We start from the raw sequence: 14,226 nt of genomic DNA on the forward strand, positions 1-14,226 counted from the left end.
TGTCTTCTCCTCTGTCAGTTAATGGTTTTAGAGCATGGTCAAATAAGTTAGAGCCTTGTCTGCTTTCCCTCCTGCATCCGTTTTCCTTCAAAAATAGCTATCAATTTTTGTACCGCTGAAACCGCCGGCAAAACTCCTTCAGCGACATCCTGTTCAATTTTGGAGATCATCTTGATGATCTCCGGATGTCTGCTGAAAAGAGAGCGGAGATGTTCGTCCACCATGTCGTGGACCCACTTGATACTTTGCTGCTTTCGATGTTGTTCAAAAATACCTGATTCTGTGGTGATTTCTTTAAATTTACCAATCACCTTCCAGATGTCCTCGATACCCTGGTCTTTTACTGCAGAGCAGGTAAAGGCATGGGATGTCCACCCCTCGGTCGAAGGTTGCAGGTAATGCATTGCACGTTCATATTCGTTACGAGCTGTTTCAGCAGGGAGCTTGTTGTCACCGTCTGCCTTGTTGATTACCAGGGCGTCGGCCAGCTCCATGATTCCTTTTTTGATTCCCTGAAGTTCATCGCCGGCACCAGCCAGCATGAGTAGCAGGAAAAAATCGACCATAGACCTGACAGTAATCTCACTTTGGCCGACCCCGACTGTTTCAATAAGGATCACATCATACCCTGCTGCTTCACAAACGAGCATGGTTTCCCTTGTTTTTCTGGCAACACCGCCCAAGGTCCCGCCGGAAGGCGATGGTCTTATAAAGCAACGCTTATCTCTTCCCAATCGCTCCATCCTGGTTTTATCGCCAAGAATACTGCCGCCGGATATGGAACTACTGGGGTCAACGGCCAATACTGCAACCTTATGCCCTCCCTGGATTAAATAATACCCAAGCGATTCGATAAAGGTACTTTTGCCGACACCCGGCACACCTGTGATGCCGACCCGCATTGAGTTTCCAGTGTGGGGCAGGAGTTTTTTCAGAATTTCCTGGGCCTGGTCCGTATGGGCTGGCAGGTTGCTTTCCACCAGTGTGATAGTACGGCCGATTATACCGCGGTCCGCATTAAGTACCCCTTCTGCATACTGGTCTGGAGTCAGTTGCGCCCGTCTATACTTGCTGGTTGGTTTTCCTGCCTGAGTGCCACTGTAAGAACTTATGCCGTCGTGACCTCCTTCGACGCCGTCCATAACCCGGCAGGCAAATCCTTTACCGCCTTCCTGAGGAGCCCATTCCGGTAGTTTATCCTTGTCAGCCATGTCATTATCCTCCCTCATTGGTTAACTGGCTGTACCTTTCAGCGGATAGGAAATCCGCTGAAAGGTACTTGCCAAAGGTATATGCATCAGCCATGTAAGCGAGCTTTCAGCTCTTCCAATACCTTTTGGGCGGCAACCGGAATAACCGTACCTGGGCCAAAGATGGCCGCAGCACCCCTTTCCCTGAGATATTTATAATCAGGAGCAGGGATTACGCCTCCAATAACACACATGATATCAGGGCGGCCGAGTTTTTTCAGTTCATCAACCAGAGCGGGTAAAAGGGTTTTGTGACCAGCGGCCAAGGAGCTGAAGCCGACAATATGGGCATCATTTTCAACTGCCTGACGGGCTGCTTCTTCCGGGGTCTGGAACAGAGGGCCGATATCCACATCAAATCCAAGGTCGGCAAAGGCGGTGGAGATAACCTTGGCGCCGCGGTCATGACCGTCCTGGCCCATCTTCGCAACCATAATTCGAGGACGTCGTCCTTCTTCTTGTTCAAACTCTTTGGTCATTTGAATGACTTTTTCTACTTCTTCCTTTTCGCTGAATTCGGATTTGTAGACACCGGATATGGAACGGATGACAGCGGTGTGACGGCCCCATTCTTTCTCCAGCGCATCGGAAATCTCTCCCAATGAAGCTCTGGCTCTGGCAGCTTCTATGGCAAGCGCCAGCAAGTTGCCTTCCCCGGTTTTTGCGCATTGAGTTAACCCGTTCAAAGCGCTTTGACATTTGGTTTCGTCGCGCATTGATTTGAGTTTTGCCAGGCGTTCAAGCTGTGCTTCGCGAACAGCAGTATTGTCTACCTCAAGGGTATCCAATGCTTCTTCTTTATCCAGGCAAAAACTATTGACTCCGATAATTTTTTCTTGTCCCGAATCGATCCCTGCCTGTCGACGAGCTGCAGCTTCCTCGATCCTCATTTTGGGGAGACCAGTTTCAATAGCCTTGGCCATACCGCCGAGACTTTCAATCTCTTGGATAAGAGACCAGCCACGCTGCATGATCGCTCCTGTCAAGGCTTCAAGGTAGTAGGAACCGGCCCAAGGGTCAGCAGGGCGGAGGATATTGGTTTCATCCTGCAGGTAGAGCTGGGTGTTTCTAGCGATACGTGCGGAGAACTCGGTGGGCAGTGCAATGGCCTCATCCAGTGAGTTGGTGTGCATGGACTGGGTGTGGCCAAGGGCTGCAGCCATTCCTTCGATAACGGTTCGGCATACATTGTTGAAGGGGTCGCCTTCGGTCAAACTCCATCCTGAAGTCTGACTGTGTGTCCGCAGTGCAAGGGACTTTACATTCTTGGGATCAAAAGTCTTTATAATTCTTGCCCAAAGAACACGGGCAGCCCGCATTTTGGCAATTTCCATAAAGTAGTTCATGCCTTGGGCCCAGAAAAAGGAGAGCCGTGGAGCAAAGGTGTCGATATCCATACCCGCATTTACACCAGCACGGGCATAGTCCCAGCCATCGGCGAGGGTATAGGCCATTTCAATGTCTGAAGTCGCACCGGCTTCCTCCATATGATACCCTGAAATACTGATACTGTTGTATTTCGGCATGTTTTCGGAAGTGTAGGCAAAGATGTCGGAGATGATCTTCATCGAGTTTGCCGGCGGATAAATATAGGTGTTACGAACCATATATTCCTTGAGAATATCGTTTTGGATGGTTCCGCCTAACTGACTCTGTTTAACCCCCTGTTCCTCTGCAGCGACGATATAAAAGGCCATGATTGGCAGTACTGCGCCGTTCATGGTCATGGAAACCGTCATTTCATCGAGAGGAATACCGGCAAAGAGGATGTTCATGTCCAGGATGGAGTCAACCGCAACCCCAGCCTTACCAACATCACCTACAACCCTTTCATGGTCAGAGTCGTACCCACGGTGGGTAGCAAGGTCAAAGGCAATGGAAAGACCTTTCTGTCCAGCTGCCAAATTACGACGGTAAAAAGCATTACTTTCTTCAGCTGTGGAGAAACCGGCATACTGGCGAACCGTCCATGGTCGCATGACAAACATGGTCGCATATGGTCCGCGAAGGTAAGGGGCAATGCCAGCCATATAGGAAAGATGGTCAAGCCCTTGGTAGTCGTCGCGCCTGTACATAGGTTTGACATCTATTTGTTCCACTGTTTTCCAAACCAGGTCTTCAGCAGACATGCCTGTTTCTTTTTGAATGGCTGCCGCCCATGTGGAATAATCCATGCGCGACTTGGTCGGATCAAAGGCTATATTTGTAAAATTAGGATTGCTCATGCTGTCACCCCCAAATGTTTTTGCACTTTGCCTAAAAGTTCCAGAGCGTTTGAACGTATATGCAGGAATTCATCGACACCGGCCTCTTTGAAGGATTCTATATGATCTTGAGGGTATCCTGCTAAGATGATAAGGGTGCCCGGCTGGGCAGATTTTATCTTGCTCACTAAAGGTGGTACTACCTCAGGGTAGTCAGTATCTGTAGAACAAATAACCACCGCTTTAGCTCCTGAATCCAGAGTTGCTTCGGCTGCTTCATCAACTGAACCAAAACCATCGTTGCCGATTGTTTCAAAGGCTCCGACATTGAAAAATGCTGTGGAGAAATCCGCACGGGCTTTGTGTTGTGGGATAGGGCCCATGTTAGCTAGAAAAAGCTTGGGAGTCGCACCTGTTTGGGCGGTATAGGCTTCTGTTGCACGACGGAGCTGTTCAAACGGTTCAGGACCACGGTGGATATTGAGCGGGGTAACCGTTTCCGTGGTTGTAGTTTCACCACGGAGAGCCTGGAATAGATCTCCAAGAGTTGCACCGGCTGATGCTGCGGCTATGGCCTTTTCAACAGTGTCGGCAGTAACGTTCTTTTTGCTTGCAGCTACTTGTGCCAAGGCTGCGTCACGAGCTGCTTGATCTGCTTGACCTTCATATTGGATAACCTGTTCAACTCGGTCAGCCTGAAATGCAAAAGCATCGAGCTCATCAGTTGATTCAGGCTTTTCCAAGAGGTTAGGGTACATATTTGTACCAACAAAGCGATCTTTCCGGATAGCAATATTTTTGGCACGTTGAGCAGCAATTTCAGCAACTTGCTGCTGAGGAGTTCCTGCTTTCAGGAAGGTAAACATGCCGCCCTGCTTTTCTATTTCCTGGAACTGTTCCCAGGCTTTTTTTGCTATCTCTCCGGTGATAGTTTCGACATACCAGCAACCACCGGCTGGATCGACCACTTTATCAAAATGACCCTCATCCCTGAGGACGATGTGGACATTTCGTGCAATACGTCTGGAAAATTCGTTGGGTTGTCTGAATATTTCGTCAAAAGGACTGACATGCATGGAATCCACTCCGCCTGCCACTCCGGAAAAAGCCTCGGTGGATACTCGGAGCATGTTAACCCATGGGTCAACATGGGTTTTGTTCCAGGTTGAGGTGCGGGCATGGATTCTCATTTTTCTGGACTCTTCGTTGCCACCGAAAGATTCCACTATTTGGCACCAGACCATTCTTGTTGCACGAAATTTGGCAATCTCCATGAAGAAATCAGCACCAATGGAAAAGGCGAACATGATTCTGGGTGCTATTTCATCGATGGTGAGTCCTCGTTCCTGCATGGCTCGGACGTACTCAACAGCCGTTGCCATAGCATAGGCCACTTCCTGTACAGCATTGCCGCCACTACGCTGATAAGGGTCAACATGAACAGCAATAGTTTGTAACTCGGGAGCATTGGCCAGGCCCCAATGGGTTACTTGTGCCATTTCATCATAGGCTTGGGAAAGTGGAAGAGGTAGCGATCCCTGCACAGCAAGATAACTTAACGGATCAACAGCAATACAGCCTGTGAGCTTTTGTGGATTCGTACCCTGTTTTTTCAGATGTGCTGCCAGCAACGCGGTCATCCCGACTCCTGAAAATCCACAGTGCAGTTGCATCGGTATAGCAGTGAAATCAATGTCCTTGAAAGCCTTTTCAAAATCTGCCATCGTAGCAATAGAAAGCCCATCTTTGCCCACATCTTCAGCAGCAGCCTTGTCTGGATTGATTCCTTTGCAGGTGGCATTGTCAAAGATTACATTGAGTGCATTCTGCCCGCGACCGAGGTCGTTAAGGGCTGCTGCGTTAAATTCTTCAGGGTCTGAGTCGGTAATTTCCTGGGCAATCTCCCAGGGATTGACAACGCTTGCTGATGCAGAGGTCCCACGCACATACGGTAATTGCCCGGGTAAGGTGTTTACAAAATCGAGTTTGTCCAAGTCATGCTGGAAATACATCGGTTGGATATCAATCCCTTCGTAGGTCTTTTTTACCAGTACCTTATCAAATGGTTTACCCTTGAGCTGTTTATCAACCGCCTCTAGCCAGTCCGCATGGGTGTGAGCAGGAAAAGCCTGTAAGATATCTAAAGCCTCACTCATTTCTATCTCCTATTCCATTGTTGGATGGTTCGAAAAAAAACAAAAAAAAATCCCCCAGCTCTTTAAAAAAGAGCTGGGGGATTGCGCCCAGTTTACTTCATCACCCCAAATAAACTGCTACATGCTTCAACAGTTTACATCATGCAAATACGGTTTCCTCGCCGTTTGCCCTGATAGAAAAGTCAATGGTAGGTCTTCTGGCTTCCGGATCATCCTACTCGCTACGTCTTCCCAACCATAAACGGCCAGTGACATTCTGCAGCTTTCGTCCTCGGTTACAGCGGCGGGACCACAACGGATTTGCACCGTTTTCCCTTTTAAGCCCGATGGTTACATCAAGCACCAATACTTTGTATGTATGCTATGTTTCTTAGATTAAATTTTAAGAGGTGTCAAGTAAGTTCGATTAACTGGAAATAATAGTTGTAATATGATGTGTTGAGATTGAGTTTAATACAGGGTGATTATTGAGACAAACCAACAGGTATTTAATATTATTTCTTTTGTTTCTAAAAGTTATCATGGAAGCACAACTGCCAATATTTTGTGTTGACAAATTCGAGTGGCTCTATTTAGAGTGCACTTCTACCTGGTGCTTCTCATAGGGAGGAGCGGTAAGAGGGAATCCGGTTTAAATCCGGAACTGTCCCGCAGCGGTGAATGGAAACGACCGCCGTCATTGAGCACTGATTCGTGTAAGGATTGGGAAGCGACGGCCAGTAGGGACGTAGAATGATGTCCATGAGTCCGAAGACCTGCCAGGTTTATTCATGCTTGCCAATCTGGTGCAAGCGGACCTTCGCGGAAAGGAGACAAACATGTATGATGGTTCCCCGGCAGCGGCAGCTGTCTCCCCTGAGCTGTTTTTCCAACATATCCGTAAACGCAACGGTATCGTAACCCCCTTTCAGGCCGAGAAAATTACTGGCGCCATTTTAAAAGCCGCCCAGGCAACTGGCGAATTCGATCAACCGGAAGCACGAAGGTTGACTGTTTGGGTACTAGGACTTGCAAAGGCATTGGTAGAAAACGAAATTCCCGAAGTCGAGTCCATTCAGGATCTGGTGGAAGAGGTCCTGTTAAGTTCTCCTCATAAAAAAACCGCAAAAGCGTATATTTTATATCGGGAGCAGCGTAGCCTGGCCCGTAAGCTGGCAGAAGAGGCAGATGTAAGAATTATTGATCAGTATCTGGAGCGATTAGACTGGAAAATAGAGGAAAACTCGAATATGAGCTATTCTCTTCAGGGGTTGAATCACTATATTTCCAGTGAAATCAGTAAAACATACTGGCTCAATGCCATCTATCCGCCGGAGGTGCGTGCAGCGCATGAAGCAGGCGATCTCCATTTGCATGACCTCAGTCTGTTGTCAACCTACTGTGTAGGATGGGATTTGCAGGACCTGCTGCGTCAGGGATTTTGCGGAGTAAGCGGCAAGGCCGTGTCGATGCCAGCCAGGCATTTTCGTTCAGCGCTTGGACAGGTAGTAAACTTTTTCTATACTCTACAGGGAGAGGCAGCCGGTGCGCAGGCCTTTTCCAGCTTTGATACTCTGTTGGCTCCCTTTGTCCGTTACGATGGCCTTGAGTTCGCTGATGTTAAACAGGCCATTCAGGAGTTCGTTTTTAACCTGAATGTCCCCACCAGGGTCGGTTTTCAAACACCATTTACGAATTTGACCATGGACCTGCAGCCTCCAGCAACCATTGCTGACCAGCCGGTTATTATCGGCGGAGTGCTTCAGGAGGCAACGTATGGTGATTTCCAGGCGGAAATGACCATGATTAACCAGGCCTTTCTGGAGGTAATGGGGGAGGGGGATGCCCAGGGGCGGGTGTTTACCTTTCCCATTCCCACCTACAATATTGCCGCTGATTTTGATTGGGACAACAGGGAGCTCGATGTTTTATGGGAGACAACGGCAAAATATGGGATTCCCTATTTTGCCAATTATGTAAATTCAGATCTTTCCCCGGAAGATGCCCGTTCCATGTGCTGCCGGCTACGGCTCGACACTCGCGAGTTAGCCAAGCGTGGTGGTGGCCTATTTGGTGCCAATCCTCTGACCGGTAGTATTGGCGTGGTAACGATCAATCTGACGGCGCTTGGCTACCAGGCAACCTGGGAAGGTGACTTCTTCACTCGACTCGATCGTCTGCTGGATATTGCCAAGACAAGCCTTGAGGTAAAGCGAAAGGTTCTGGAAGATTTCACCAGTAAGGGATTGTACCCTTATACTCGTTTTTATTTGCGACAGGTACATGAACAGTCTTCCTCATACTGGAGCAATCATTTTTCCACCATTGGTATTATCGGCGGCAACGAGGCATGTCTCAACCTGTTTCAGCAGGATATTGGTACAGATAAAGGAAGAGCATTTGCAGAGCGGGTGCTTGACCATATACGCGATCGTTTGGTCGCTTTCCAGGAAGAGACTGGTAACTTGTATAACCTTGAAGCCACTCCGGCTGAAGGTACTGGTTACCGGCTGGCCAGAATCGATCAAAAGCGATTTCCCAACATGCGATGTACTCTTACCGATGAAACCGATGAGGTGCCACTGTATACCAACTCAACCCAATTGCCGATAAACTATAGTGAAGATGTATTCCAGGTGTTTGACCTTCAAGACACACTACAGACAAAGTATACTGGTGGGACTGTGCTCCATGTTTTCCTCGGAGAAGCTGTGGCGGACAAGGAGGCATTAAAAACATTTGTTCGTACTGTTTGCTCCAGGTACCAGCTTCCTTACTTTACTATCTCTCCCTCTTTTTCTATCTGTCCTACCCATGGCTACCTGAATGGTGAGCAGGAAAAGTGTGAACACTGCGGAGAAAAAACAGAGATTTATTCAAGGGTGGTTGGCTATATGCGACCCATTGGTCAGTGGAATAAAGGCAAACGTGCTGAATTCGGCAAAAGACGTCATTTCCACGTGGAGGCGCAGCCATGTTGATAGGTGGTTTTCAGTCGTTTACCCTCAGCGATTATCCTGGGAAGCCGGCAGCAATAATTTTTACCCGGGGATGTAATTTTAAATGTCCCTACTGCCATAATCAGCATTTATTAAGGATGTCCGAACAACACTCCCCCTCTATGGAAGAAGGTGTCCTTGGTTTTATGGAAAAGTCTACTGGAATGCTCGAAGGACTGGTCGTAACGGGTGGAGAACCTACTCTGCAACCGGATTTAATGCGCTTTGTGTCGGCAATAAAAGCACTGGGATTTGCGGTGAAGCTGGACACCAATGGAAGCAATCCGCAATGTTTGCGGGAACTGTTGGACAACAACTTAATCGACTATGTTGCTATGGATGTGAAAGCACCTTTTAGTAAATATAGCCAATTGTGTGGTATTGCCGTTGATACAGAAGCTATACGTGAATCCGTCGATGTTATCGTTTCGAGTGGTAAGGATCACCATTTCAGAACCACAGTCTACCCCGCATTGCTTGGTGAAGAAGATATCCAGGAGATTACCTCGTCTATTCCAGAGACTTCGCGTTATGTAATCCAAAAGTATAGACCGGTGCCTGAAGCAGCGTAAAGAATTGGAAACAATATAGGCTAACCTTTGGGTACCACAGGTTAGCCTATGTACGCACACTCAATCGGAGTTTGTTCCGTTTACAACAAGATCGTCACTGTTAGTTTTCTACAGCAACAAGAGAAAGGGAAAGAGATTTTTCCAGTGCCTGAATCTTGTCCAATGTTTCTTGTTCAACCAGCGCCGGCTTAATGTCTTTGCAGGAGAAAGAAAGCAGAGGCTTACCAATTTCTTTTTCAAGTTTTTGAATTGCATTCAGGGCGTCATTGTTTAATTCTGAGTAGCTACAAAGCATGATATTCTCCGGTTGGGTTTGGCAGATAAGATTTTATTCTACGCTTACATTATTTACACATGGAGACAATAATGCAACGGGAAGAAATCTGGAGTGGAGTGGGAGGTAAAAACTACTGATTTGTGATTGAGCGGAGATAAGTACGAAGGTTTATCTTGCTGTGTGTGAGATTAAGCTTTTTACGGATATTTTTTCGATGAAATTCAATTGCATCAACGGAGCACCCTTGGATACTTGCTATTTCTTTGGTTGTGCGTCCGTCGCGGATTAATGTTGCTATCTGTACCTCACTGGGCGTTAACTGCAATTGAAGGGCGGAAAAATGTGCAACTAAAGGAGAGATAATTTTTTCCAGGCTGGAACGGATAACTTCTGTCCACATATGTTGTTGCTGGTTTAAAGGGCTGGATTGTAACATTTTCAAGTAGGGGAAGAGCTGTTCCTTGATGTTGCATACCAAATTGTTTTCCATTTCCTCCTTATCTTTGTCTCTTTGGTTTAACAGTACTTTTAGGGCTATATTGGTTTCTTCCAAGTGCTCTTTTTGAATTTCAAGCTCTTTTTCCCGATTTTTTAATGCTTCTTTTTGCTGCACAAGTTTTTTTTCCATGAGTTTCAGGGCTGTAATATTTTCATGGCTGACAACAATGCGGAGTTCATCCTCGAATCGGAGTCGGGTTGCGCGCATATAAAACCACCGTTCTTCTTCGGGCGAATGGCAGGGATATTCAATAACGAACTCGTCAATACTGCCATTTATCAATGCCGTAATACCCAAAAATACTCTGTCAGCTTCCTTGGAAGAGGTTCCAAAAGATGAACTGCATACCTGCAAATAGTTTATCCCGGTCATGTCGGGTCGCATTTTCAGGTCATTGCTTTGCGCAAATTTTTTCCAGGCCGCATTGGTGTCGAGAATTTTTCCTTTCATATCCAGGATAGCGACGTGGGCGGAAAGGGAATCGAGAACGTTGCGGGCAAATTCAGCGCTTACTAGTGGGTCAGGTTTGCTGTTCATGAAGACAATTCGTAGAGGTTGGGATGGCGATAGTATTTTTTTTAAGGGTATCATAGCGGTCGCATGAGCCCAAGATAAGCACTCTGAGTGTGAAGATAATATACTCTGATATATGATGCCTCCCTCTTCACAAAGTATACGCCTGATAGGGCGTTACTGTAATTTGAAATGGACCGGAACGATCACCTCGCCTACCACCGGGATACCATCTCTGGTTGCCGGAACAAAATGCCACTTCTGTACAGCTTTGAGCGCTGCTTTGTCGAGTAATGGATAGCCACTGGTTTGCTGGAGATCAATGTGACTGGGAGAGCCATCCTCAAGGACCAGAACTTTGATCATGACTACTCCTTCCCACCCCCTTCGGCGGGCAAGCTGCGGATACACTGGTTTAGGGTTGCTTTGGTAGAGAGGGCTAGCCTGAGACGTCACCGGCGCTGCCGCTGCGTGCTGAGCGGTTTTGGCCAACTGTTTTTGGGTGGTAGGCTTGCCTGAAGCGTGATCAGGCGTGCTTTGCACCTTTTGAACCGGTTGCTGTTTGAAGTGGAGTCGTTTTTTTCTGGTCGGCGGTCGAATATGCTTTATTTTTTTTTCTCCTGCTGTTTGCAGAGTGGCGGAGGAAACTGGTGCAATATTCTCTAACTCGGGCAGCGGCGGCTCAGGCGTGGCCTCCTGCTGCGACGGAGTTGGAGATGTTTGTACTTGCTCCGCCTGTTGTTGCGTAACTGTGCAATCATCAAAGCTGATGGTAATGCTTTCTGCTCCAGGGAGTTGTGGAGCGATTTGTGTGTTTTCCGGCCAGGAGAGTAGAAGCAGCCCCCCGTGTGAGACGAGCGCGCAGAAAAGCGCACAGACTATCCTTTGCATGGTTACCCGTGATGCATTACTCCCTGCTTGCCTGCAGGGATATCTTTGTCAAGCCGCAGGCCTTCAGCTCGTCCAGTGCCTGGTAGAGTTGCTGGTAGGTGATGTTTTTTTCGGCAAAAATGAGGAGCTGGGGATTATCCTTGTCTCGGGCAATGTCGGTCAGGCGCTGGTGCAGTTCTACCTGGGTGAGGGGCTGTTGATTGAGAAAAAATTCAATGCCTGTCTTACCGTTTGTGATGGAAAGCGATATCGGACTTTCTTCGGTTGTCGTTGCCTGTGTCGATTGAGGCAGATCAAGCTGCAGCCCATGGTGCACAGCCATGGAAAGCATGGCGTAAATAAAAAAGACCAGGAGGAGAAACACGATGTCAATCAGCGGCAGCATTTCGATCCGTGCCGGTTTGTTTCGGGTGTGGACGAGTTTCATTGGAGCATACCCGGAGTTTTAAGGTGGTTTTGAGGGGCTTTTTTTGCTCCATTGCTTGCTAGTGATGTATTGTAGGGCTCCGGTTCGGTTATTCCTTTTACTTTACTGTAGACTACCTCCAGATTGGTGGCATATTTCTCCATCACATGGATGGCATTGTTTATCCGGTTGTTGAAATAATTATAAGGTATAACCGCGACAATGGCTATGCCAAGCCCTGTTGCGGTGGTAATGAGGGCCTGGGCAATACCGGCAGTAACCAGTTTGGGATCTGCTATGCCGCCGGCACCAAGCATTTTAAAGGAACTTATAATGCCAAGTACTGTGCCGAAGATGCCAAGCAGCGGTGCAATGGTGATCATGGTATCTAAAATAGGCATGTGACGACTCATGTGCTGCATCATCCGGTTGGCTTCGGCTTCCATGGCTTTGGCCATGTCGAAATCCCGGTGTAGTATGCCAACCGCAAGTACACGGACCACATGGTCTCTGCAGGGTTCTGTTTTTGTTTTACATGTCTGCCAGTCGCCTTCCTGGGCCAGACAAAGCAGTTCATCCATCAGGGGGCGGTTCCGTTTGCGATCTAGCGATGCCCAGAAAAAAAGTCGTTCCAGTACCACCGTTGTCACCGCGATGGAGCAGAGGAGTAGAGGCCACATGACCGGCCCGCCGCTTAAAAATATTTCGTATAATCTCATAGCAGATATCAGGTAGAAGATTCCGGGTGAATGAGCAGAGCTATTTGCTCTAGTGCCTCGGCAAAGGTAGTTGGAGACGGACTGCACACCAGGTCAGGATCAATGATGTGGATACGATTGTTGAGCACTGCTTTCATCCCGGAAAATTTGTACCATTTTTTCTTTTCCATGGCAGCAATACCGCTTTCCGTACCCATGATGGCAATAATGATCACATCAGGATTGTGCGCAAGCACCCGTTCGTAATTCATGGTGCCGTTTTTTTGGTTGGCTGCAATGTTAATGCCATTGCTGTATACGATATAATCGTTGGTAAAGGATCCTTTAACCGAAGAAAAAAGAGGCTGCGATCCTATTTGCAGAAAAACTTTTTGTTGGGAAAGGGCTGCATATCGGCTTGTGACCGCTTGCACTCGGTGTTGAGCCTGTTCGACTATTTCCTGTGCTTTTTTCTCCACCCCAAGCAGGTGGCCAAGCTGCAGGAACTGGTTGCAGATGGCCTTAAATGAGGAGGGTTGTTGGAACTGCACCACCCGCAGCCCCATATTTTTCATCTGCTGCAGTTGCTGCTGCTGGGTAAGCCCCGTTGCCAACACCAAATCCGGTTTGAGACTGATAATTTTTTCTAAGGAGACCTGCATTACAGAGCCGATTTTTTGTTTGTTTTTTGCAGCTGCAGGTCGAACACAATAGCTGGTATTAGCAACAAGGCGGTCGTCGGCTCCAAGCAGATAAACGTTTTCCGTATTTATCGGTCCCAGAGATATGATCCGTTGCGGAACAGAGTGGAGTGGTTTGTCAGGGCTGTTTTCTTTGGCCAGGGCAGGGGAATGCGGGGTGATGAGAGAGAACACCAAAAACGCAAATATCAAGAGGGATAAGGCCTGTTTCATGTCTAATAATAGGAGAGTATGGTCAGAGCTCTGGTTAACCTGTCTCTAAAAAAGTCGCTACATTTTTCTCTGAACGCCAGTCCTTTGAAATAGGTTGTCTTGTTGTACTCGATGGTCGGGCAATCCACAGCAATGCCCATTTCCTCAAGCATGGTTCGCCAGCTGTCGTCTGTGCCCATCAGATCGTCTTCCACATGGATTCCAGCGAGGAACATCATAGGAATGATCCTGACTTTTTTAATCGTCCTGTCCTCATGTATTCTGCTGATCTGGTTGATCACAGCTTCGTGATCAGGAACACCTTCGATTGAGGCTGCCTGGACATTGGGATACAGACCGGTGACCAATCGTTCAATACCGAGGTAAGTAGCATTGACAGGATCGGCCGCAAGGGGGGTGCCATGCAAGGCCAGCAGGTTGAGGCCGTCTTCACCAGTAAGGAAATCACTGCTAACAACCTCCAGTACCTCTTTGATAAAATCCCAGCGATGGCAAAGCGTTTCACCGACGATGATTCTGAGGCCGGGGAAATAGTTACAGGTTTCAAGTAGCTGTTGATACTCGGTTCCTGGGAAAATATGCAATGGTTGAACGATAGCCTTACGGAAACCATCGCTTTCTATCTGAGCCAGCGTTTGCTGGAGGCTTGGTAGCTGTTCCTTTTTTCTTATTATTTCAGAGGAGTATGCCCAGTAGAGCTCGTACTCAGAAAAAGAACGGTCAAGTTTTTGTTGAAAATGTTCTATTGCCACCTTGCCCTGGCTGGAGCTGCCAAAGGTAGTGATGACAAGAGCAGGTTTTTCCTTGAGTTTGGGAAGGCGCATTTTACGCCCAATATATCCTTGTTGATGCAAGGTGTATTCCTCAA

12 protein-coding genes and 2 riboswitches are annotated in these 14,226 nt (G+C 47.8%); of the genes, 2 read left to right on the plus strand and 10 right to left on the minus strand.

Annotated features, from left to right (window positions below):
• Positions 1-47 precede the first annotated feature (47 nt).
• From meaB to ACHZCY_RS16095, 3 genes are all read right to left on the minus strand, one after another.
• Positions 48-1,211: a methylmalonyl Co-A mutase-associated GTPase MeaB gene (gene meaB, locus ACHZCY_RS16085; protein ID WP_205221971.1), complete on the minus strand. Its 1,164-nt coding sequence runs from the start codon at positions 1,209-1,211 to the stop codon at positions 48-50.
• Between the two features lie 86 nt (positions 1,212-1,297).
• Positions 1,298-3,475: a methylmalonyl-CoA mutase gene (scpA, locus tag ACHZCY_RS16090; protein WP_319549623.1), complete on the minus strand. Its 2,178-nt coding sequence runs from the start codon at positions 3,473-3,475 to the stop codon at positions 1,298-1,300.
• Entirely contained in the window at positions 3,472-5,610 is a 2,139-nt protein-coding gene (locus ACHZCY_RS16095) for a methylmalonyl-CoA mutase family protein (protein ID WP_319549624.1), read from the minus strand. The genes scpA and ACHZCY_RS16095 overlap by 4 nt, the downstream gene beginning before the upstream one ends.
• Before the next feature lie 170 nt (positions 5,611-5,780).
• Positions 5,781-5,972, minus strand: a riboswitch (cobalamin riboswitch).
• Between the two features lie 211 nt (positions 5,973-6,183).
• Positions 6,184-6,387: riboswitch (cobalamin riboswitch) on the plus strand.
• A gap of 41 nt (positions 6,388-6,428) precedes the next feature.
• On the opposite strand from ACHZCY_RS16095, the gene ACHZCY_RS16100 reads away from it, so the two are divergent.
• Positions 6,429-8,570 carry a ribonucleoside triphosphate reductase gene (locus ACHZCY_RS16100; RefSeq protein ID WP_319549625.1) on the plus strand — a complete coding sequence of 714 codons (2,142 nt, stop codon included), beginning with the start codon at positions 6,429-6,431 and terminating at the stop codon, positions 8,568-8,570.
• Positions 8,564-9,160: an anaerobic ribonucleoside-triphosphate reductase activating protein gene (locus ACHZCY_RS16105; protein WP_319549626.1), complete on the plus strand. Its 597-nt coding sequence runs from the start codon at positions 8,564-8,566 to the stop codon at positions 9,158-9,160. The genes ACHZCY_RS16100 and ACHZCY_RS16105 overlap by 7 nt, the downstream gene beginning before the upstream one ends.
• A gap of 100 nt (positions 9,161-9,260) precedes the next feature.
• Here the strand turns inward: ACHZCY_RS16105 and ACHZCY_RS16110 are convergent, their stop codons facing one another.
• The 7 genes from ACHZCY_RS16110 to ACHZCY_RS16140 form a co-directional block, all read right to left on the minus strand.
• Positions 9,261-9,455 carry a hypothetical protein gene (locus ACHZCY_RS16110; RefSeq protein ID WP_205223517.1) on the minus strand — a complete coding sequence of 65 codons (195 nt, stop codon included), beginning with the start codon at positions 9,453-9,455 and terminating at the stop codon, positions 9,261-9,263.
• A gap of 112 nt (positions 9,456-9,567) precedes the next feature.
• On the minus strand, positions 9,568-10,473 hold the full coding sequence (locus ACHZCY_RS16115; protein ID WP_319549627.1) for a LuxR C-terminal-related transcriptional regulator: 906 nt from the start codon (positions 10,471-10,473) through the stop codon (positions 9,568-9,570).
• Positions 10,474-10,626: 153 nt separating this feature from the next.
• Entirely contained in the window at positions 10,627-11,340 is a 714-nt protein-coding gene (locus ACHZCY_RS16120; RefSeq protein ID WP_319549628.1) for an energy transducer TonB, read from the minus strand.
• Positions 11,341-11,356: 16 nt separating this feature from the next.
• Positions 11,357-11,767, minus strand: a complete 411-nt coding sequence (locus ACHZCY_RS16125; protein ID WP_319549629.1) for an ExbD/TolR family protein — start codon at positions 11,765-11,767, stop codon at positions 11,357-11,359.
• Entirely contained in the window at positions 11,764-12,465 is a 702-nt protein-coding gene (locus ACHZCY_RS16130) for a MotA/TolQ/ExbB proton channel family protein (RefSeq protein WP_319549630.1), read from the minus strand. Before ACHZCY_RS16130 ends, ACHZCY_RS16125 begins: the two co-directional genes overlap by 4 nt.
• A gap of 8 nt (positions 12,466-12,473) precedes the next feature.
• The gene (locus ACHZCY_RS16135; RefSeq protein ID WP_319549631.1) at positions 12,474-13,337 is read right to left on the minus strand and encodes an ABC transporter substrate-binding protein; all 864 of its coding nucleotides are present in this window, start codon (positions 13,335-13,337) and stop codon (positions 12,474-12,476) included.
• Positions 13,338-13,360: 23 nt separating this feature from the next.
• Positions 13,361-14,182 carry a sirohydrochlorin cobaltochelatase gene (locus ACHZCY_RS16140; RefSeq protein ID WP_319549632.1) on the minus strand — a complete coding sequence of 274 codons (822 nt, stop codon included), beginning with the start codon at positions 14,180-14,182 and terminating at the stop codon, positions 13,361-13,363.
• Between the last annotated feature and the right edge of the window lie 44 nt (positions 14,183-14,226).

The organism is Desulfogranum marinum, assembly GCF_963675105.2.
Classification (GTDB): Bacteria; Desulfobacterota; Desulfobulbia; order Desulfobulbales; family Desulfobulbaceae; genus Desulfogranum; species Desulfogranum marinum.